This window comes from Micromonospora sp. WMMD1155, from assembly GCF_029581275.1.
Lineage (GTDB): Bacteria > Actinomycetota > Actinomycetes > Mycobacteriales > Micromonosporaceae > Micromonospora.
The window spans coordinates 507,322-527,089 of record NZ_CP120742.1; the positions used below are offsets into that span (position 1 = coordinate 507,322).

Consider the following 19,768-nt stretch of genomic DNA (forward strand, 5'->3'; position numbering starts at 1 on the left):
CCTCGGTCCCGTTGGCGCCGACGTAGCCGATCTCGAACTCAGCCGTCAGCGGTCCACCGGAGCCAGGCGCCGCGCGAAGCGTCGCGGCACCGTACCGCTGGCCACCTTCAGCCGGACCGGACACTTCCGGCGTCCGGAATCGCTGGGCGATGTCAGGGGTGTCGATTAGAATGTATGTACTAATCGAGTTCTTGACCTGGGAGGACGCCCATGACCGCGCCCACCTCCGCCCCCCTCACTCCCTACGCCACCCTGCTCGGTTTCACCCGCTACGTCGACCGCACCGGCCCCACCAAGGCGACCTTCGTGGGAGGGCTGCGCAAGCAGCGCGCGAGCCGGTCCGGCTTCAACCCGCACGGCCAGTTCGTCAAGGCGCTCAAGGCCGACATCGCCTTCCACACCGGCGGCACCCACCTGACCGGGGTGGTCGACGTGGTCAAGCCCCGGTGGCGCCCGCTCTACCAGGCGCTCGTCCCCGGCGCCACGGCCTGGCTGCACTCGCTCGGCGAGCCGGCCGCCATCGACCTGGCCCAGACCCGCGACGCCCTGGCCATGCTGGGCGACCTCCCCGTCAAGATCAACCCCCATTTCGGGGTACGCCACTCCGACGGCCGCGCCGAAGCCGTCCGCCTGCACTTCGACGAGACCCCGCCGAGCGAGGAGTCGGTGCTCGCCACCCTGCACCTGATGGCCCGCCACATGGACGCGGTGCTCCCACACGCCGAGCCCGTCCTGGTCGACGTCCGCCGCGGCCGGGCCCACCACATGCCCGCGGACGCCAAGCCCGACCAGATCGAACGATGGCTGTCCGGCGAAGCCGCCGCCTTCCAAGCCATCTGGTCCACCGCCGCCTGACAACCCACCCGCCCACCACCTCCCTCTCCACGCCCCAAGATCCGCGCAACTTCGGTGATACTGCTGTCTCGCGTCGCCGGGAGGCAGCAAGAACACCGAAGGTGCGCGGATCATGGCGTTCCGGCACCCGTCGGGGTTATCCACAGGGGCTGCGCGCGAGCGCCTGCGCCGGTCAAGGTTTCGTCATGTCTGTTCCCCCTCGACGGCCGGCGAGTTTGCAGGGACGCGTGTTTCGCGGTTCCGACGTCGTCACCGAAGGCCTGCTGACTCGGACGGAGTTGCGAAGCGCGGCGTGGCGTCCCCTGTTCCGGGACGTCTACGCGGATGCCCGGCTTGCGGTCACCCATCGCGTTCGCTGCGCCGCCGTGGCGCAGTGGGTCCTCCCAGCGGGTGTGGTGATCGCCGGTCGCAGCGCGGCGGCACTCTACGACGCGGCATCGATCGCCAGTCACGAGCCACTCGACGTGCTCGTGCCCACCGGTCAGCGGTTCGGTCCGGTCAAGGGGCTCACCGTGCACCGCAGCGAGTTGGCCGCGACCGACACCGCGCTGCGTAACGGCATTCCACTGACCACACCAACGCGCACATGCTGGGATGTGGCCCAATGGCTACCGACCGAGGAGGCCGTCGCGATCGTGGATCGCCTCGTCCACCACCGACTGGTTGCGGTCCCTGACCTGCGCGAATCGAGTAAGGCGCGGGTCGGCAAGCGGGGTTGAAAACGGATGAGGCAGGTCGCCGAGCTGGCCGACGCGGGCGCGGAATCCGCCCCGGAGTCGCGGTTGCGGGTGCGGATCGTGCTCGCCGGAGTGCCCGTTCCCGTGACCCAGTTCGTGGTCGAACGCGACGGGAGGTTCGTGGCCCGCCTCGATCTCGCGTGGCCACGCCTCAAGGTCGCCGTCGAGTACGACGGCTTGTGGCACGACGACCCCGAGCAGTTCCACCGGGACCGACGCCGCCTCAACCGCCTGCTGGGTGAGGACTGGCTGGTCCTTCACGTCACCGCGAAGCGGTTCCGGGAGGATTTCGACGGCTTCCTGGCCGAACTCCGTCAAGCCTTACGGTCCCGCTCCCGCTGACCACCCCGGACAAGCCAAGATCCGCGCAACTTCAGGGATCCTGCTGCCTCGGGAGCAGATGAGGCAGCAGTTTCCCCGAACTTGCGCGGATCTTGGAACCCGCGGGGTGACCCGGAGGGGCACGGCCGGGGTGACCCGGAGGGGCACGGCCGGGGTGACCCGGAGGGGCACGGCCGGGGTGACCCGGAGGGGCACGGCCGGGGTGACCCGGGGCGATGGGCGGGTTAGGCGGCGGGGAGGTACTTGGCCAGGTCGTCGAGGATCTTGTTGGCGGCGCCGACGCCGATGCCGGTCATCCAGACCTCGTCGGAGACGGGGTACGCCTTGCCGGCCTTGACGGCGTTGAGGCCCTTCCAGAGGGTCCCGCCGGTGACCTTGCTCTGCTCGGCCGCGGCCTTGTCGCCGTACGCGGTCACGAAGATGACGTCACCGTCGACCTCGTCGACCCGCTCGGGGCTGACCAGGTCGAAGCGCTTGTCCTCCTTGTCGGCGAGCAGCTGCCGGTCGGGGCGGCCCAGGCCGGTGTCGCCGATGACGATGCCGGAGAACGAGTCCGGGCCGTACACCCGGATGTTGCCGGGCAGGAACCGCACGATCGACACCTTGCGGGCGGCGGCGTCGCCGAGGGTCGCGCCGAAGTCCTTGGCCCGCTTCTCGTACGCGCTGAGCAGGTCCTTGGCCTGCTGCTCGCGGCCGAGCGCCTTGCCGTCGAGGAGGAGGTTCTCCTTCCAGGTGATGCCCACCTTGTCGGTGAACACGGTCGGCGCGATGGCGGCCAACTCGTCGTAGAACTTCTCCTGGCGGAACTTGCTGCCGAGGATGAGGTCCGGCTCCAGCGCGTTGATCGCCTCCAGGTCGGGCTCGGCGAGCACCCCGACCTCCTTGATGCCGGCGAGCTTGTCCGCGCCGAAGTACGTCGGCCAGCTCTTGGCCTCACCGGCCGTGGCGGCCCCGACCGGTGTGATGCCCAACGAGAGCGCCGTGTCGATCTTGTCGGTGTCGAGCACGACGACACGCTTGGGCTCGGCCGGGACCTTGGTGGTGCCCATGGCGTGGGTGATCTCCCGGGTCTCCCCGGCGGTGGAGCCGGCGACCGGGTCGCTCTCACCGCAGGCGGTGAGTCCGACGCCGAGGGCGGCGGCCGCGGCGAGAGCGGCGACGAGACGACGCATCAGAGTCCTTTCGAGGGGTACGAGTCGGCGAGCGGGGTGGCCGCGTCACCGATTGCGGGTCGGGCGTCCGGCAAGGTCGCCGTCGACGAATCAGGGTCTCCCGCGCCAGCAGCGCCAGCGCCCGCGCCAGCAGCGCCAGCGCCAGCGCCAGCAGCGCCCGCGCCAGCAGCGCCAGCGCCAGCAGCGCCAGCGCCAGCAGCGCCAGCGGCCCCGACGGCAGCGGCCCCGGCGGCAGCGCCGCCCACGGCAGCGGCCCCGGCGACGGAACCGGCAGCGGCGGGGAGCACCGGGCCGCCGGTGTAGGCGGGCACGACGAGCGGTGCGCCGGTCACCGGGCAGGGCACGACGACGCAGGCCAGCCCGAAGACGTCACGGACCAGGTCGGCGGTGAGGATCTCCCGGGGAGGTCCGGCGGCGACCACGGCTCCGGCGCGCATCGCGACGAGGTGGTCGGCGTAGCGGGCGGCCTGGTTGAGGTCGTGCAGCACGGCGACCACGGTGCGGCCCCGCTCGACGCGCAGCCGGTGCAGGAGGTCGAGGACCTCGACCTGGTGGGCCAGGTCGAGGAAGGTGGTCGGTTCGTCCAGCAGCAGGGCGTCGGTGTCCTGGGCGAGCGTCATGGCGATCCAGACGCGTTGCCGCTGACCGCCGGAGAGGCTGTCCACCGGCCGGTCGGCCAGGTCGGTCACGTCGGCCAGGGCCATCGCCTGGTCGACGGCCGCGCCGTCCTCCGACGACCACTGCCGCCACCAGCGCTGGTAGGGCTGCCGACCGCGCCCGACCAGGTCCGCCACCGTGACGCCCTCGGGCACCAGCGGGCTCTGCGGCAGGACACCGAGGCGGCAGGCCACCTCCCGGGTCGGCAGGTCGCGGATCGCGGTGCCGTCCAGCAGCACGGTGCCCCGGCGCGGGTTGAGCAGCCGGGCCATGGTGCGCAGCAGGGTGGACTTGCCGCACGCGTTCGGGCCGACGATCACGGTGAACGCGTCGGTCGGCAGGTCCAAATCGAGCCCGTCGAGCACGGTCCGCTCGTCGTAGCCGGCGACCAGGTCGCGGGTGGACAGCATCACACGACTCCTTGAGGCGTCACGACGACCGCCGCCGGCCGCGCAGCAACAGGAAGATCAGGTACGGGCCGCCGATCGCGGCGGTCAGTACTCCGGCGGGCAGTTGGGTGGGCGCGAACAGGCGTCGGCCGGCCAGGTCGGCCAGCACCAGCAGCAACGCGCCGAGCAGCGCGGCGCAGACCAGCGGTGGCCGTTCGGCGCGTACCAACCGGCGGGCCAGCTGGGGTGCGACCAGCGCCACGAAGTCGACGGCACCGACCTGGGCGGTGACCATCGCGGCGACGAGCACGCCGGTGCCGGCCAGGCCGATCCGGCGGGCCACCGGGCGCAGCCCGACGCCCCGGGCGGTGTCGTCGTCCAGGGCGGTGCTGTTCAACGCCCAGCCGGCCCAGGCGAGCACCGGCAGCAGCACCAGCAGTGTGCCGGCGATCCAGGCCGCCTCGGTCCAGCCCTTGCCGGCCAGGGTGCCGATCAGCCAGATCTGCGCGCGCAGACCGTCGATCGGGTCGGCGGTGAGCATGACGACCTCGGTGAGCGCCCGGAAGGCGAACGCGACAGCCACCCCGGCGAGCACGAACCGCTGTGCGGCCAGCCCGTGCCGGGCACCGAGGGCGAACAGCAGCACCGCCGCGAGCAACCCGCCCAGCAGCGCGGTGGGTGCCACCAGCACCGCCGCCATGCCGCTGGTCAGGGCCACCGTCGCGGCGAGGCCGGCGCCCTGGGTGATGCCGATGACGTCCGGGCTGGCCAGCGGGTTACGGGCCACGCTCTGGATGAGCGTGCCGGCCACGCCGAAGGCCGCTCCGGCCGCCGCCGCCAGCACGACCCGGGGGAGCCGAAGATCGAAGACCACGAGGTCGTACGGCGTGCCGGCCCCGGAGAGGGCACGCAGCACGTCGGCCGGGGCGACGTACGGGGTGCCCAGTGCGAGGCTGAGCACGACGGCCAGCAGGAGCAGCACGGTCAGCACGGCGGCCACCAGCACCGCGCGGCGGCGGATCAGCAGGCTGACCGGGCCGATCCGCAGCAGCGACCGCCCGGCCAGCCGGGCCTGCCCGTCCGCGGGGCCGCTCGAGGCGGAGGGGTGCGACGGACCGGCGGTGGCGGACGGGCGCTGGGTGGCGGTCACGCGGTCACCACCCGGGCGCGGCGGACCAGCACCGCCAGCAGCGGCGCGCCGATCAGGGCGGTGACGATCCCGGCCGGTATCTCGCCGGGTGGGGCGACGACCCGGCCGACGATGTCGGCGCCGAGCAGCAGCGCGGGCCCGAGCAGGGCGGAGACGGCGAGGGTCCAGCGGTGGTCCGCGCCGACCAGGGCACGGGCGAGGTGCGGCACGGCCAGCCCGACGAAGGCGACCGGCCCGGCGGCGGCCACCGCTGCTCCGGTCAACAGCACGGCGGCGATGCCACCGCCGAGGCGGACCAGGCCGATCCGGTGGCCGAGACCTCGGGCGACGTCGTCGCCGAGGGCCAGCGCGTCCAGACCTCGGGCCACCAGGGCGGCCAGCACCAGCCCGGCGAGGACGAAGGGCAGCACCTGCGCGCTGACCGACAGGTCCCGGCCGGAGAGCCCGCCGACCACCCAGAACCGGTACTCCTCGAAGGTGCGGGCGTCGATGCTGAGCAGCGCGTACACCCCGGAGGCGAGACTGGCGTCGAGCGCCGCGCCGACGAGCGCGAGGGTGACCGGGCTGGCACCGTCGCGGGCCCGGGTGGCGATGGCGAAGACCAGCAGCCCGGCGACGAGCGCGCCGGCGATGCCGAACCAGACGTACCCGGCGAGCGTGCTGATGCCGAAGACGGAGATGGCGAGGACCACCCCGAACGACGCGCCGGCGCTGATACCGAGGATGCGCGGCTCGGCGAGGGGGTTGCGGGTGAGCGCCTGGAACAGCACGCCGGCGACGGCGAGCGCGAGCCCGACGGCGAGGCCGAGGGCGGTACGCGGCATCCGCAGCTCCCGGACGATGGTGCTGGCGTCTCCGCCGTCGGGTGCGACGAGGGCGTGCCAGACCTGGTCGACGCCGAGTTGCCGACTGCCGAACGCGAAACTGGCCAGCACGGTGAGCAGCAGGACCAGCGCTGCCCCGGCGGTGACGGCCACCCGACGCCCGGTACGAGTGCTGGCCCGACTCCGGGTCGGCCGGCTGGCGAGGGCGGTCACGAATCTCCTGCACGATCGGGCTTAGGTTCGCCTAACCTTAGCCGACCTGCGGAAAGGGACCTAACCGGTAGGCGTCGATGCCGCACCGGGGTCCACCGGCACGCTCGGCGAGGCGGACGCATAAGAGGGACATTCGAGTCATAGGGTGTGACCATGCGATTCGATCAGCACACGGTCGTGCTCCTGGCCCGACCGTCGGATCCACCGGAACTGCCGCAGGACGCGATCGATCGGATTCAGGACGCGCACCTGGCCCACCAGGCGGGGCTCGTCGAGCAGGGCCTGGTGCTCGCCGCCGGGCCGTTCCTGCACGGCGACGACGAGCACCTACGAGGCTTCGTCGTGCTGTCCATCGGGCCGGACGAGGCGCGCGCCCTCTACGCCGACGACCCGGCGGTGCGTGCCGGCCGCCTGGTCGCCCGGGTCACGACGTGGCTGCTTCCGGAGGGCAACCTGCGGTTCGAGAGCGTGCCGGTGCCCCGATCGATGATGGAGGCGGCCTCCGGCGACTGACGCCGCAGCGATCAGCCGGCCGTGCCGTTCCCGGCCGCCGTGCCCAGGTCCACCAGCGGGACCACCCGCAGATCGTCCACCGGGCCGACGATCACCCGCAGGGCCGGGAAGTGGTCCCGCAGGACCCGTACACACCTGTCACACGGCGCGGTGACCTCGCGGCCCCGGTCGGCGACCGTGACGATCGTCTCCAGCTCGGTGACGCCCTGCGTGGCGGCCGTGCCGATCACGACCAGCTCGGCGCAGACGTCTCCGGTCACGTGGTGGACGTTCACGCCCGTGAACACCCGCCCGTCGGCATCACGGGCGGCCGAGGCGACGGTGTGCCGTGGGCTGCGGCAGCGCAGCTTGGCGACCGCCGTGGCGGCCTGCACCAACGCACGGTCGGTGTCCCGCATGTCCATCCGGCTCCCCCAGGGCTCGACGTCGGCCGCCAACTCTAGGGCCCGCTCCTGGCCGTCCGGGGACGGGAGGTGACGGTCGGAGAGCCGGCAGCGCGGTAACCCAGGGGCGGTGCGCCGCCGGGCTGCCTATCCTTGGGCACGACATGCAGAATCCAATCGCCTCCGTCGCGACCGACCCGGTCCGCGAGCTGCACCGCCGCCTCACTCCTCTGATGTTCCGCGACCAGCGCCGGCTCCAGCGGCGCCTCGACGGTGCCCGGAAGCTGCGCGACCCGCAGCGCCGGGACGCGGCCCTCGCGGAGATCGCCGAGGAGGTGACCCGGGCCGAACAGCGACTCGCCACCCGGCGAGCGGCGGTGCCGGTGATCACGTACCCGGCGGGGTTGCCGGTCAGTGAGCGCAAGGACGACATCGCCGCCGCCATCCGCGATCACCAGGTGGTGATCGTGGCCGGTGAGACGGGCTCCGGCAAGACCACCCAGCTACCGAAGATCTGCCTGGAGCTGGGCCGCGGGGTGCACGGCCTGATCGGGCACACCCAACCCCGGCGGCTGGCCGCCCGGACGGTGGCCGACCGGATCGCCGACGAGCTGGGCACCGAGCTGGGTGACGTGGTCGGCTACAAGGTGCGCTTCACCGACCAGGTCAGCGAACGCAGCCTGGTGAAGCTGATGACCGACGGCATCCTGCTGGCCGAGTTGCAGACCGACCGGATGCTGCGCCAGTACGACACGCTGATCATCGACGAGGCGCACGAGCGCAGCCTCAACATCGACTTCATCCTCGGGTACCTGCGGGAGCTGCTCCCCCGACGACCCGACCTCAAAGTGATCATCACCTCGGCGACGATCGAGACCGACCGGTTCGCCCGGCACTTCGCCGGGCCGCCCACCGCCGACGAGCCGGACGGGGTGCCGGCGCCGGTGGTCGAGGTCTCCGGGCGCACCTATCCGGTGGAGGTGCGCTACCGCCCGCTGCTGGAGATCGCCGAGGGCGAGGAGGACGGCGACGGCGACGAGGAGAACGTCCGCGACCAGATCCAGGCGATCGGCGACGCCGTCGAGGAGTTGGCCGCCGAGGGCCCCGGCGACATCCTGGTGTTCCTCAGCGGTGAGCGGGAGATCCGGGACACCGCCGACGCGCTGGGCAAGCTGGTGCAGAAGAAACGCTCGCTGCTCGGCACCGAGATCCTGCCGCTGTACGCCCGGCTGTCCGCCGCCGAGCAGCACCGCGTCTTCGCCGCGCACAGCTCACGCCGGGTGGTGCTCGCCACCAACGTCGCGGAGACGTCGCTGACGGTGCCCGGCATCAAGTACGTGGTCGACCCGGGCACCGCCCGCATCTCCCGCTACTCCAGCCGGCTCAAGGTGCAGCGGCTGCCCATCGAGCCGATCTCGCAGGCGTCGGCCAACCAGCGCAAGGGCCGCTGCGGTCGTACGTCGGACGGCATCTGCATCCGCCTCTACGACGAGCAGGACTTCCTGTCCCGACCCGAGTTCACCGACCCGGAGATCCTGCGGACCAACCTGGCGTCGGTCATCCTCCAGATGACCGCGATCGGGCTCGGCGACCTCGCCGCGTTCCCGTTCATCGACCCACCGGACAAGCGCAACATCACCGACGGCGTCAACCTGCTGCACGAGCTGGGCGCGTTGAACCCGACCGAGGCCGACCCGGCGAAGCGGCTCACCGCGTTGGGCCGTCGCCTCGCCCAACTCCCGGTCGACCCGCGGCTGGCCCGGATGGTGGTCGAGGGTGAACGCAACGGCTGCGCCACCGAGGTTTTGGTGATCGCCGCCGCGCTCTCCATTCAGGACCCACGCGAACGGCCGGCGGAGAAGCAGGCCCAGGCCGACCAGGCGCACGCCCGGTTCGCCGACAAGGAGTCCGACTTCGTCGCCTACCTCAACCTGTGGCGCTACCTGCGCGAGCAGCAGCGCGAGCTGTCCTCCAGCGCGTTCCGCCGGATGTGCAAGGCGGAGTATCTGAACTACCTGCGGGTGCGCGAGTGGCAGGACATCGTCGGTCAACTGCGGCAGGTGCTGCGTACCCCGGCCGAGGGTGACCGGCGCGGTGGACGGCCGGCGCGGGACACCTCCGACGGCGCGGACGCCGGCCGGGGTGCGGGCCGGCGCGGCGGCGCGGACCTGCCGGAGGAGATCGACACCCCGAAGGTGCACCAGTCGCTGCTGCCCGGCCTGCTGTCGCACATCGGCCTCAAGGACGCCCAGAAGCACGAGTACCTGGGCGCGCGCGGCGCGAAGTTCGCCGTCTTCCCCGGGTCGGCGCTGTTCAAGAAGCCGCCGCGCTGGGTGATGGCCGCCGAACTGGTGGAGACCTCCCGCCTGTGGGCCCGCATCGCCGGCCGGGTCGAGCCGGAGTGGGTCGAACCGCTGGCGCAGCACCTGGTCAAGCGCAGCTACAGCGAGCCGCACTGGGAGAAGAAGCAGGCCGCGGTGATGGCCTACGAGAAGGTCACCCTGTACGGCGTCCCGCTGGTCAGCTCCCGCAAGGTCAACTTCGGGCGGATCGACCCGACGTTGAGCCGTGAGCTGTTCATCAGGCACGCCCTCGTCGAGGGCGACTGGCAGACCCACCACCAGTTCTGGGCGGACAACAAGCGGCTCCTCGCCGAGATCGAGGAGCTGGAGAGCCGGGCTCGACGCCGCGACATCCTGGTCGACGACGAGACCATCTTCGGCTTCTACGACCAGCGGATCCCGGCCGACGTGTCCTCCGGCCGGCACTTCGACAGCTGGTGGAAGAAGGCCCGCCGGGAGCAGCCCGACCTGCTCACCTTCACCCGCGACCTGCTGGTCAACGACGGCCGCTCCGGGGTGGACGAGGGCGACTACCCGGACGAGTGGCAGACCCAGGGGGTGAGCCTGCCGCTGACGTACCGCTTCGAGCCGGGCACGCCGACCGACGGCGTCACCGTCGACATCCCCCTGCCGCTGCTCAACCAGGTGCCGGCGGAGAGCTTCGACTGGCAGGTGCCGGGGCTGCGCGAGGAGACGGTGATCGCGCTGATCCGTTCGCTGCCCAAGGCGATCCGCCGCAACTTCGTCCCGGTGCCGGACTACGCCCGCGCCGCCCTCGCGGCGATCACCCCGGGCGAGGAGCCGCTGCTGGACGCGCTCACCCGGCAACTGCGCCGGATGACCGGCGTCACCGTCCCCCGCGACGCCTGGGAGCCGGGCAAGCTCCCCGCGCACCTGCGGGTCACCTTCCGGGTGCTCGACGCCGACGAGAAGCCGGTCGCCGAGGGCAAGGACCTGCCGGCCCTGCAACGTCAACTCCGCCAGGAGGTACGCCAGGTGGTGGCGGCCGCCGCGCCGGAGGTGGCCCGGACCGGGCTGCGGGAGTGGAGCATCGGCACCCTGCCCCGGACCATCGAGCAGGTCCGCGCGGGCTACGCGGTGACCGCGTACCCGGCGCTCGTCGACGAGGGCGCCACGGTCGGGGTGAAGGTGTTCGACTCCCCCGCCGAGGCCGAGGCGGCGCACTGGGCCGGCACCCGCCGGCTGCTGCGGCTCACCGTGCCGTCCCCGGCGCGGTTCCTTCAGGGCCGGCTCGACAACGCGGCGAAGCTGGCGCTGAGCCGTAACCCGCACGGCGGCGTGCAGGAGCTGATCGAGGACGCGGCGGGCGCGGCGATCGACCGGCTGATCGAGGCGGCCGGTGGCCCGGCCTGGGACGCCGACGGGTTCGCGGCGCTGCGCGAGAAGGTCCGCGCCGACCTGGTCGACACGGTCGTCGAGGTGATGGATCGGGTCCGCCGGGTCCTCGCCGCCTGGTACGCCGTCGAGCAGCGCCTCGGCGCCACCCGCAACCTCGCCGTGGTCGCCGCGCTGGCCGACATCCGCAACCAGCTCGCCGGGCTGGTGCACGCCGGGTTCGTCACCGAGACCGGGTACGCGCGGCTGCCCGACCTGCTGCGCTACCTCAGCGCCATCGAGCGCCGGATGGAGCGGCTGGGCGGCAACCCGCAGCGCGACCGCCAGCAGCAGGAGCGCATCGCGACGGTGCAGAGGGAGTACGCGGACCTGCTCGCCAACCTGCCGCCGGCCCGCCGACAGGAGACCGCCGTCCGGCAGATCCGCTGGATGATTGAGGAGTTGCGGGTGAACGTGTTCGCCCAGGCGCTCGGCACCCCGTACCCCGTCTCGGAGCAGCGGATCTACCGGGCGATGGACGACGCGGAGGGTCGCTGACGAGCCCGGCTGGGCTTGCGCGGCGGCGGCCGGCGGGCCGGTCTCGTCAGGTCAGTGGCTCGACGCCGGGCGGCAGCTCGCCCCGGTCGATCGCGGACTGGATGTAGTCCAGCAGGATGCGCCGGAGTTCCCGTCCGGCGTGGGTGGGCACGATGTCGCGACGGCGGGCCACCGCGATGGTCCGCCGCACCCCGGGCGGGGCGAGCGGGGTGATCCGCACGCCCGGGCGGCGGGCCAGCACGATGCCCGGCACCAGCGCGATGCCCAGCCCCGCCTCGACGAAGCTGAGCACGGCGTCCATCTCGCCGCCGTCCACCGCGAAACTCGGTTCGAACCCCGCCTCCCGGCACGCCTGGATGGTGGCGTCGCGCAGGTCGTAGCCCTCCCGGAACATGACCATCGGCTGGTCGCGCAGATCGGTGATGCGCAGCTCGCCGGTCGCCGCGGCGGTCGGCACCTCGTCCACGGACGCCACCACCAGGCTCTCCCGCAGGATCGGGTCGACCCGCAGCCCGGGGTCGGGCCCCTGCGCGGGCATGATGATCAGCGCCAGGTCGAGGTCGCCGCGGAGCAGGTCCCGCACCAGGTCCTGGGAGCCGCCCTCCTCCACCCGGAGGTCGATGGTGGGGTGGGCGTCGCGGAACCGGCGCAGCACCGGCGGGGCGAGCGAGGTCGCCAGACTCGGGGTGGCCCCGAGGCGCACCCGACCCCGACGCAACCCGGCCAACTCCTGCACCTCCCGGGTCGCCGTCTCCACGTCGGCGAGGATCCGGGTCGCCAACGGCAACAGCACCTCGCCCGCCGCGGTGAGTGCGATGTTGCCCCTTACCCGCTCGAACAGCGGCGCCCCGAGGTCGGCCTCCAGAGCGTGAATTTGCTTACTGAGAGAAGGCTGGGTGATGCCCACGATGTCGGCGGCTTGGGTGAAATGTCGTACTTCGGCCACCGCAACGAAGTACCGAAGCTGATGGAGCTGCATCTACATAGCTTACGGCTATCAACACTACGAGTTTGATGCATTGGACGACTGATCGAAGTGCTCCTAGCGTCGGTCTCGTGGTAATCACGAAAACTCGGTCGCCCATCCGCTCCAACGTCGGCCTCAAGGCCGTCATGGCGGTGACGGGCATCCTGCTGGCGCTGTTCCTGATCGCCCACATGCTCGGGAACCTCAAGGTGTTCACGGGGGAGACCTCGTTCGACCACTACGCCCACTGGCTGCGCGACATCGGCAAGCCACTGCTGCCCGGGGTCTGGTTCCTCTGGATCCTGCGCACCGTACTGGTGGTCGCGGTGGTCGCCCACATCGTCGCCGCCACCGTGCTGGCCCGTCGCGCTCGCGCCGCCCGCCCGGTCAAGTACGCCCACCGCAAGAAGGTCAACGGCAGCTACGCGGCCCGCACGATGCGCTGGGGTGGAGTGATCATCCTGCTCTTCGTGATCTACCACATCCTGGACCTGACCACCGGCACGCTCAACCCGGTCGGCGACGAGAGCAAGCCCTACGGCAACGTCGTCGCCGACTTCGCGCCGGAACGCTGGTACGTCACGCTCTTCTACACGCTCGCCATCGTCACGGTCGGCTTCCACCTGCGCCACGGCGCGTTCAGCGCGTTCCGCAGCCTCGGCCAGCAGACGCCGCGCGGCGAGCGTCGGGCCCGCGCCGCGGCACTCGTCTTCGCCGTGGCGCTCTGCGCCGGATACCTGGTGGTCCCGTTCGCCGTACTCACCGGATTGGTGTCCTGACATGGAACTCTTCACCGAGGGCGACCCGATCGCCGACACCAAGGCTCCCGCCGGCCCGGTCGAGAAGCGCTGGGAGACCCGGCGCTTCGAGGCCAAGCTGGTCAACCCGGCCAACCGCCGCAAGATGACGGTGATCGTGGTCGGCACCGGCCTGGCCGGCGGCTCCGCCGCGGCGACCCTGGCCGAGCAGGGCTACCACGTCAAGTCCTACTGCTACCAGGACAGCCCGCGCCGCGCGCACTCCATCGCGGCACAGGGCGGCATCAACGCGGCGAAGAACTACCGCAACGACGGCGACTCCGTGCACCGGCTGTTCTACGACACCGTCAAGGGCGGCGACTTCCGCTCCCGGGAGTCGAACGTGCACCGGCTGGCCGAGGTCTCGGTCAACATCATCGACCAGTGCGTCGCCCAGGGCGTGCCGTTCGCCCGCGAGTACGGCGGATTGCTGGACACCCGCTCCTTCGGCGGCGCGCAGGTGCAGCGCACCTTCTACGCCCGGGGCCAGACGGGCCAGCAGTTGCTCCTCGGCGCGTACCAGGCGCTGGAGCGGCAGATCGGCCTGGGCAACGTGGAGATGAACGCCCGGCACGAGATGCTGGAGCTGGTCCTGGTCGACGGCAAGGCCCGCGGCATCGTGGTCCGGGACCTGGTCACCGGCGAGATCAGCACCGAGATGGCGGACGCCGTGGTGCTCGCCTCCGGCGGCTACGGCAACGTCTTCTACCTCTCCACCAACGCCAAGGGCTGCAACGTCACCGCCACCTGGCGGGCACACCGCAAGGGCGCGTACTTCGCCAACCCCTGCTACACGCAGATCCACCCGACCTGCATCCCGGTCTCCGGCGACCACCAGTCGAAGCTGACCCTGATGAGCGAGTCGCTGCGCAACGACGGCCGGGTGTGGGTGCCCAAGACCAAGGGCGACGACCGCAGCCCGAAGGACATCCCCGAGGACGAGCGGGACTACTACCTGGAGCGGATCTACCCCTCCTTCGGCAACCTGGTCCCCCGCGACATCGCCTCCCGCGCCGCGAAGAACGTCTGCGACGAGGGCCGCGGCGTCGGTCCGACCAAGCTCGGCGTCTACCTCGACTTCGCCGACGCCATCGACCGGCTGGGCCGCAAGGCCATCGAGGCCAAGTACGGCAACCTCTTCGAGATGTACGAACGCATCACCGGCGAGGACCCGTACGAGGTGCCGATGCGCATCTACCCCGCCGTGCACTACACGATGGGCGGCCTCTGGGTCGACTACGACCTCCAGTCGAACATCCCCGGCCTGTTCGTGATCGGTGAGGCCAACTTCTCCGACCACGGCGCGAACCGGCTCGGCGCCTCGGCGCTGATGCAGGGTCTCGCCGACGGGTACTTCGTGCTGCCCACCACCATCGCCAACTACCTGGCCTCCGGCCCTCTCGAGAAGGTCGACGCCAGCCACCCGGCGGCGATCGAGGCACGCACCGACGTCGAGGACCGCGTCCGGCGACTGCTGGCCGTCAACGGCGACCGGACCGTCGACTCGTTCCACCGTGAGCTGGGCCAGATCATGTGGGAGCACTGCGGCATGGAGCGCAGCGAGGCCGGGCTGCGCAAGGCGATCGGCGAGATCCGCGACCTGCGCGAGGCGTTCTGGCAGCGGGTCAAGGTGTCCGGCACCGGCGAGGAACTCAACCAGTCGCTGGAGAAGGCCGGCCGGGTGGCCGACTTCTTCGAGCTGGCCGAGCTGATGTGCATCGACGCCCTGCACCGCGAGGAGTCCTGCGGCGGCCACTTCCGGGCCGAGCACCAGACGCCCGACGGTGAGGCGCAGCGCGACGACGACCGGTTCGCGTACGTGGCGGCCTGGGAGTTCACCGCCGACGGTGCTCCCTCGGTGCTGCACAAGGAAGACCTGAAGTTCGAATACGTCCACCCCACGCAGCGGAGCTACAAGTGAACCTGACCCTGCGCATCTGGCGCCAGAAGGGCCCTGAGGACAAGGGTCGGATGGTGACCTACCCGGTCGACGACGTGTCCCCGGACATGTCGTTCCTGGAGATGCTCGACGTGCTCAACGAGCGGCTGATCCTCGCCGGCGAGGACCCGGTGGCGTTCGACCACGACTGCCGCGAAGGCATCTGCGGCATGTGCGGCCTCATGATCAACGGTGACGCGCACGGGCCGCAGCGCGGCACCACGGCCTGCCAACTGCACATGCGGCAGTTCAAGGACGGCGAGACGATCGACATCGAGCCGTGGCGGGCGAGCGCCTTCCCGGTCGTGAAGGACCTGGTCGTCAACCGCAGCGCCTTCGACAAGATCATCGCGGCCGGTGGTTACGTCACCGCGCCGACCGGCAGCGCGCCCGAGGCCCACTCCACCCCGGTGGCGAAGGCCAACGCCGACGCCGCCTTCGAGTCGGCCGCCTGCATCGGCTGCGGCGCCTGCGTCGCGGCCTGCCCGAACGGCTCCGGCATGCTGTTCACCGCCGCCAAGCTCACCCAGCTCTCGCTGCTCCCGCAGGGCCAGCCGGAGCGCTACACCCGGGTGATCGGCATGGTCGACGCGCACGACGAGGCCGGCTTCGGCGGCTGCACCAACGCGGGCGAATGCACCCCGGCCTGTCCGAAGGGCATCCCGCTGAACACCATCGGTCGGCTCAACCGTGACTACCTCACGGCCACCGCCAAGGGCGGAGCCGACAACACCCCCGGCTCCTGAACCTCACCAGACCGCCGTACCCCGGGCCTTTGCCGGGGTGCGGCGGTCTGCTGTTCGGCCCTCGCGGGGTTGCGGTGGTGGGGCTGGGGCGACCGCCCCCGGCTCCGGGCGGTCAGGCTTGATCCCTCCGCCGGGCACGGTCGCCCCAGCCCCCCGGTCACGGCTCGCCCGCAGGTTCCAGTCCAGTCCCGATGGAGTACGCCGCATCTCCTGATCCGCACCGCGCGCTTCATGGTCCACTCGGATTTCAGGAAGTCGGCCTGTCAATGCGCTCGGATACCGCGACTTCAAGGAACGCGAGTCGATCATGCCGGTTCGCCTCGCAGTACGACTCGCTGATGCGGTCATGAGGTCTGCCGTTCGGCCGTCGCGGGGACGGCGTCGTCGTGATCGACTCCGTCTCGCCGATCTGGGGGTTTCCGGCGGCGGTGATGCCGCCACATCGACGACCCGGAGTGGATCACGCAGACAGCACTCGTAGTCCGGTTCAAGCGCCCGACGCCGGGTAGCAGTCCTTCGAGACGGCGCTGACGAGGGGACGAGGGACATGAAGGCACTGACCTGGCAGGGCAAGCGGGACGTACGGGTCGAGGAGGTGCCGGATCCTCGGATCGAGGCCCCGACCGACGCGATCGTGAAGATCACCTCGACCGCGATCTGCGGTTCCGACCTGCACCTGTACGAGGTTCTCGGGCCGTACCTGAAGCCCGGTGACGTGCTGGGCCACGAGCCGATGGGCATCGTCGAGGAGGTCGGGTCGGAGGTGACCGGGCTCAAGCCGGGCGACCGGGTGGTGGTGCCGTTCAACATCGCCTGCGGCAGTTGCTGGATGTGTTCGCGCCAGCTCTACGCGCAGTGCGAGACCACCCAGGTCACCAGCGAGGGCAAGGGTGCGGCCCTGTTCGGTTACACCTCGCTCTACGGTTCGGTGCCGGGCGGGCAGGCCGAGTACCTGCGCGTACCGCAGGCCCACTTCGGGCCGATCAAGATCCCTGAGACCGGCGCCGACGAGCGCTACCTGTACCTGTCCGACATCCTGCCGACCGCCTGGCAGGCGGTGAAGTACGCCGACACCCCACCCGGCGGCACCCTGGCCGTCTTCGGGTTGGGCCCGGTGGGGCAGTTCTGCGCGCGAATCGGTCGTCACCTCGGCGCGGGCCGGGTGATCGGGTTGGACCTGGTGCCGGAGCGGCTGGAGTTGGCCCGTCGGCACGGCATCGAGGTGCTGGACGTGCGTGAGCTGTCCGACGTGCCGGGCGCGCTGATCGACCTGGTGGACGGGCGGGGCCCGGACGCGGTGATCGACGCGGTCGGGATGGAGGCGCACGGTTCGCCGGTGGGCAAGCTGGCCCACGCCGCCGTCGGTCTGCTGCCGGACAAGGTGGCGCAGACGATGACCGACCGGGCGGGCATGGACCGGCTGTCCGTCCTGCACGCGGCGGTCAAGGGGGTGCGGCGCGGCGGCACCGTGTCGGTCTCCGGGGTGTACGGCGGGGAGGCGGACCCGATGCCGCTGATGGAGATGTTCGACCGGGGCGTCCAACTGCGGATGGGGCAGTGCCACGTGCGCCGCTGGACCGACGAGATCCTGCCGCTGCTCGCCCGCGACGACGATCCGCTGGGCGTCGAGGACCTGCGTACCCATCGGGTGCCGCTGGCTCGGGCGCCGCAGGCGTACGAGATGTTCCAGAAGAAGGAGGACGGCTGCATCAAGGTCGTGCTCGAACCGTGAGTGCCAGGAGTGAGCCGGGGTTGCGAGCCCCGCAGTCACGAACGCAGCCGGTGCCGTGAGCCGGGTGGTGGTGGTCGTCGGCGCGACCAGCGGGATCGGCCGGGCGACGGCCCGGGCGTTCGCCGAGCGCGGCGACCGCCTGGTCCTGGCCGCCCGCGCCACCACGACCCTGACGGAGGTACGCGCGGAGTGCGCAGCCGTCGAGGTGCTGACCGTGCCGACCGACGTCACCGAGCCGGGTGCCCTGGACGCTCTCGCGGACGCGGCACTGGACCGCTTCGGTCGCGTCGACGTGTGGGTGCACACGGCCGCGGTGATGGCGTACGGGCGCTTCGACGAGCTGCCCGGGCGGGTCTTCGACCAGGTGGTGCGGACCGACCTGCTCGGCGCCGCCGAGTCGGTGCGGGTGGCGCTGCGGCACTTCCGGGCGGTCGGGGCGGGCACCGTGGTCGTCACCGGTTCGGTGCTCGGGCACATCACCGCGCCGTACATGAGCGCGTACGTGGCGAGCAAGTGGGGGTTGCAGGGTCTGCTTCGGACGGTGCAGCAGGAGTTGCGGGACAGCCCCCGCATCCGGCTCAGTCTGGTCAACCCCGGCAGCGTGGACACTCCCGTGTACCAGCAGGCGGCGAACTATCTGGGCCGGATCGGGCGACCGCCCCCGCCGGTGGCGAGCCCGCAGCGGGTGGCCCGGGCCATCGTGCACTGTGTGGACCGGCCCCGCCGGGAGGTCTCCGTGGGCCGGCTCAACGTGCTGCTGCGAGCCGGTTTCACCGTACTCCCGGGGGTTTACGACGTTCTGGTCGGGCCGTTGATGCGGGCGGCGGGCCTGAGTGGACGGCCGGTCGCCGCGCACGACGGCTCGGTCTTCGCGCCGAACGCGGACGGCGAGGCGGTACGCGGCGGTCACCTGCCTGACCTGCGGCAGCTCGCCCGCCACCTGCCCGGCCCGGTCGGCGCGGTGCTACGGAGACGGTTCAGCTGACCTGTTCGGGACTGTTCGGGACCACGATCGGGGGCATCATGCATCGATCAACTCGCCTAGTGTGGTGGGCCAGCAAGCGCTCTGGCGCACCACGATGGGGGAGACGATCGACCATGCGACTGAACCGCAGGACCGCACTCGGCCTGGGCACGGTGGCCACCGCCGGCACGGTGTTGGGCACCGCCGCCCCGGCCGGCGCCGCCGAGAGCACCGAGGTCTCCCCGACCACTCCCGCCCGGGCCGCCCGCCGGGTGGCCACCGTCTTCGCCAAGCACAGCGTCGAGGCCGGTGGCAACTGGCAGGCGTACGTCAGCGTGGCCGACCCGGCCGGGTCGCCGGTGGTGGCGGTGCAGGCCGACGCGGACCGGCGGATCGAGGCGTACAGCGTCAACAAGATCGCGGTCGCCACGGCGGTGCTGGACAAGGTCGACCGGGGGCTGCTCACCCTGGACCAGCAGGTCGAGGTGTCCGCGGCGATCGTCGTGCCGGGCGGTGACGGCATCTTCAGCCTGGACGGCGCGTACCCGAGCCTGGTGACCCTCGGGCACGTGCTGGCCAACCTGTTGACCGTCTCGGACGACACGGCGGTGCGGCTGTGCGGGCTGGTCGCGCCCGCCGCCGAGATCAACTCCATCCTGGTCGCCAAGGGTTTCCCGAACACCCAGGTCCAGCCGGTGGCCAACCCGAACCGGTTCTTCCTCGGCACCAGCACCCCGCGCGAGACGCACGACCTGCTGCGCGCCCTGGTCGCCGGCACGCTGCTCTCCCCCGCCTCGACGACCTACCTGTTGGGGCTCCTGCGTTCCCCGGTGGCGTTCACCGACGGCATCCGGCGCACCATGTCGTCGGACGACCGGGCGCGGATCGCCACCAAGGCCGGCTGGTTCGCCGACGCCCGCCACGAGGCCGGAGTGATCTTCGACCGCGCCGGGGCGGCGGTGCTCACCTACGCGCTCTTCGCCGACGGGCAGGCCGACCCGGATGACTTCGGCGCCACCCACCCGGCGGTGCAGGCCCGGGCCGCGATGGGCCCCAAGTTCCTGGCCGCGGTGGACCGGATCGCGGGCGTGGGCAGGACGTTCCGGATCACCGCCCGGCGGCCCAGCAACGGCGGCTGACCGGGGTTGCGGGT

General features: G+C 71.7%; 16 protein-coding genes and 1 pseudogene. 11 read left to right on the forward strand and 6 right to left on the reverse strand.

Going from position 1 to position 19,768, the window contains the following annotated elements; all coding sequences use genetic code 11:
* The first annotated feature begins 210 nt into the window (after positions 1–210).
* From O7617_RS02085 to O7617_RS02095, 3 genes are all read left to right on the forward strand, one after another.
* A complete protein-coding gene (locus tag O7617_RS02085; RefSeq protein WP_282261100.1) occupies positions 211–855 on the forward strand; it encodes a hypothetical protein in 645 nt (214 codons plus the stop codon).
* A 227-nt stretch (positions 856–1,082) separates the two neighbouring features.
* Complete coding sequence (locus O7617_RS02090; RefSeq protein WP_282261101.1) at positions 1,083–1,574, forward strand: hypothetical protein; 492 nt, start codon at positions 1,083–1,085, stop codon at positions 1,572–1,574.
* Positions 1,575–1,580: 6 nt separating this feature from the next.
* Positions 1,581–1,934, forward strand: a complete 354-nt coding sequence (locus tag O7617_RS02095) for a hypothetical protein (RefSeq protein ID WP_282261102.1) — start codon at positions 1,581–1,583, stop codon at positions 1,932–1,934.
* A gap of 224 nt (positions 1,935–2,158) precedes the next feature.
* On the opposite strand, the gene O7617_RS02100 is transcribed toward O7617_RS02095, so the two are convergent.
* The 4 genes and pseudogenes from O7617_RS02100 to O7617_RS02115 all read right to left on the reverse strand — a co-directional run bounded on the left by O7617_RS02100 (position 2,159) and on the right by O7617_RS02115 (position 6,339).
* Positions 2,159–3,106 carry an iron-siderophore ABC transporter substrate-binding protein gene (locus O7617_RS02100; RefSeq protein ID WP_282261103.1) on the reverse strand — a complete coding sequence of 316 codons (948 nt, stop codon included), beginning with the start codon at positions 3,104–3,106 and terminating at the stop codon, positions 2,159–2,161.
* Positions 3,107–3,408: 302 nt separating this feature from the next.
* Positions 3,409–4,173, reverse strand: a pseudogene (locus O7617_RS02105) (ABC transporter ATP-binding protein); the annotation flags it as partial.
* A gap of 19 nt (positions 4,174–4,192) precedes the next feature.
* Entirely contained in the window at positions 4,193–5,302 is a 1,110-nt protein-coding gene (locus O7617_RS02110; RefSeq protein ID WP_282261104.1) for an iron ABC transporter permease, read from the reverse strand.
* Positions 5,299–6,339 carry an iron ABC transporter permease gene (locus O7617_RS02115; protein WP_282261105.1) on the reverse strand — a complete coding sequence of 347 codons (1,041 nt, stop codon included), beginning with the start codon at positions 6,337–6,339 and terminating at the stop codon, positions 5,299–5,301. Before O7617_RS02115 ends, O7617_RS02110 begins: the two co-directional genes overlap by 4 nt.
* 153 nt (positions 6,340–6,492) lie before the next feature.
* On the opposite strand from O7617_RS02115, the gene O7617_RS02120 reads away from it, so the two are divergent.
* Positions 6,493–6,852, forward strand: a complete 360-nt coding sequence (locus O7617_RS02120) for a YciI family protein (protein ID WP_282261107.1) — start codon at positions 6,493–6,495, stop codon at positions 6,850–6,852.
* Between the two features lie 11 nt (positions 6,853–6,863).
* On the opposite strand, the gene O7617_RS02125 is transcribed toward O7617_RS02120, so the two are convergent.
* Positions 6,864–7,256 (reverse strand): cytidine deaminase, encoded by a 393-nt coding sequence (locus O7617_RS02125; RefSeq protein WP_282261108.1) that lies wholly within the window; start codon positions 7,254–7,256, stop codon positions 6,864–6,866.
* A gap of 143 nt (positions 7,257–7,399) precedes the next feature.
* On the opposite strand from O7617_RS02125, the gene hrpA reads away from it, so the two are divergent.
* Positions 7,400–11,470, forward strand: coding sequence for an ATP-dependent RNA helicase HrpA (gene hrpA, locus O7617_RS02130; RefSeq protein ID WP_282261110.1), 4,071 nt, complete (start codon positions 7,400–7,402; stop codon positions 11,468–11,470).
* Positions 11,471–11,516: 46 nt separating this feature from the next.
* On the opposite strand, the gene O7617_RS02135 is transcribed toward hrpA, so the two are convergent.
* Entirely contained in the window at positions 11,517–12,449 is a 933-nt protein-coding gene (locus tag O7617_RS02135; RefSeq protein WP_282261111.1) for a LysR family transcriptional regulator, read from the reverse strand.
* A gap of 35 nt (positions 12,450–12,484) precedes the next feature.
* Between O7617_RS02135 and O7617_RS02140 the strand changes: the two genes are divergently transcribed.
* From O7617_RS02140 to O7617_RS02165, 6 genes are all read left to right on the forward strand, one after another.
* The gene (locus O7617_RS02140) at positions 12,485–13,216 is read left to right on the forward strand and encodes a succinate dehydrogenase cytochrome b subunit (RefSeq protein ID WP_282261113.1); all 732 of its coding nucleotides are present in this window, start codon (positions 12,485–12,487) and stop codon (positions 13,214–13,216) included.
* A gap of 1 nt (position 13,217) precedes the next feature.
* Positions 13,218–15,155 carry a fumarate reductase/succinate dehydrogenase flavoprotein subunit gene (locus O7617_RS02145; RefSeq protein WP_282261115.1) on the forward strand — a complete coding sequence of 646 codons (1,938 nt, stop codon included), beginning with the start codon at positions 13,218–13,220 and terminating at the stop codon, positions 15,153–15,155.
* Positions 15,152–15,919 carry a succinate dehydrogenase/fumarate reductase iron-sulfur subunit gene (locus O7617_RS02150; RefSeq protein WP_145784182.1) on the forward strand — a complete coding sequence of 256 codons (768 nt, stop codon included), beginning with the start codon at positions 15,152–15,154 and terminating at the stop codon, positions 15,917–15,919. Before O7617_RS02145 ends, O7617_RS02150 begins: the two co-directional genes overlap by 4 nt.
* Positions 15,920–16,466: 547 nt before the next feature.
* Entirely contained in the window at positions 16,467–17,651 is a 1,185-nt protein-coding gene (locus O7617_RS02155; protein WP_282261120.1) for a zinc-dependent alcohol dehydrogenase, read from the forward strand.
* Positions 17,652–17,706: 55 nt separating this feature from the next.
* Complete coding sequence (locus O7617_RS02160) at positions 17,707–18,636, forward strand: SDR family NAD(P)-dependent oxidoreductase (RefSeq protein ID WP_282261123.1); 930 nt, start codon at positions 17,707–17,709, stop codon at positions 18,634–18,636.
* Between the two features lie 113 nt (positions 18,637–18,749).
* Entirely contained in the window at positions 18,750–19,754 is a 1,005-nt protein-coding gene (locus O7617_RS02165) for a serine hydrolase (RefSeq protein ID WP_282261125.1), read from the forward strand.
* Positions 19,755–19,768: the final 14 nt, after the last annotated feature.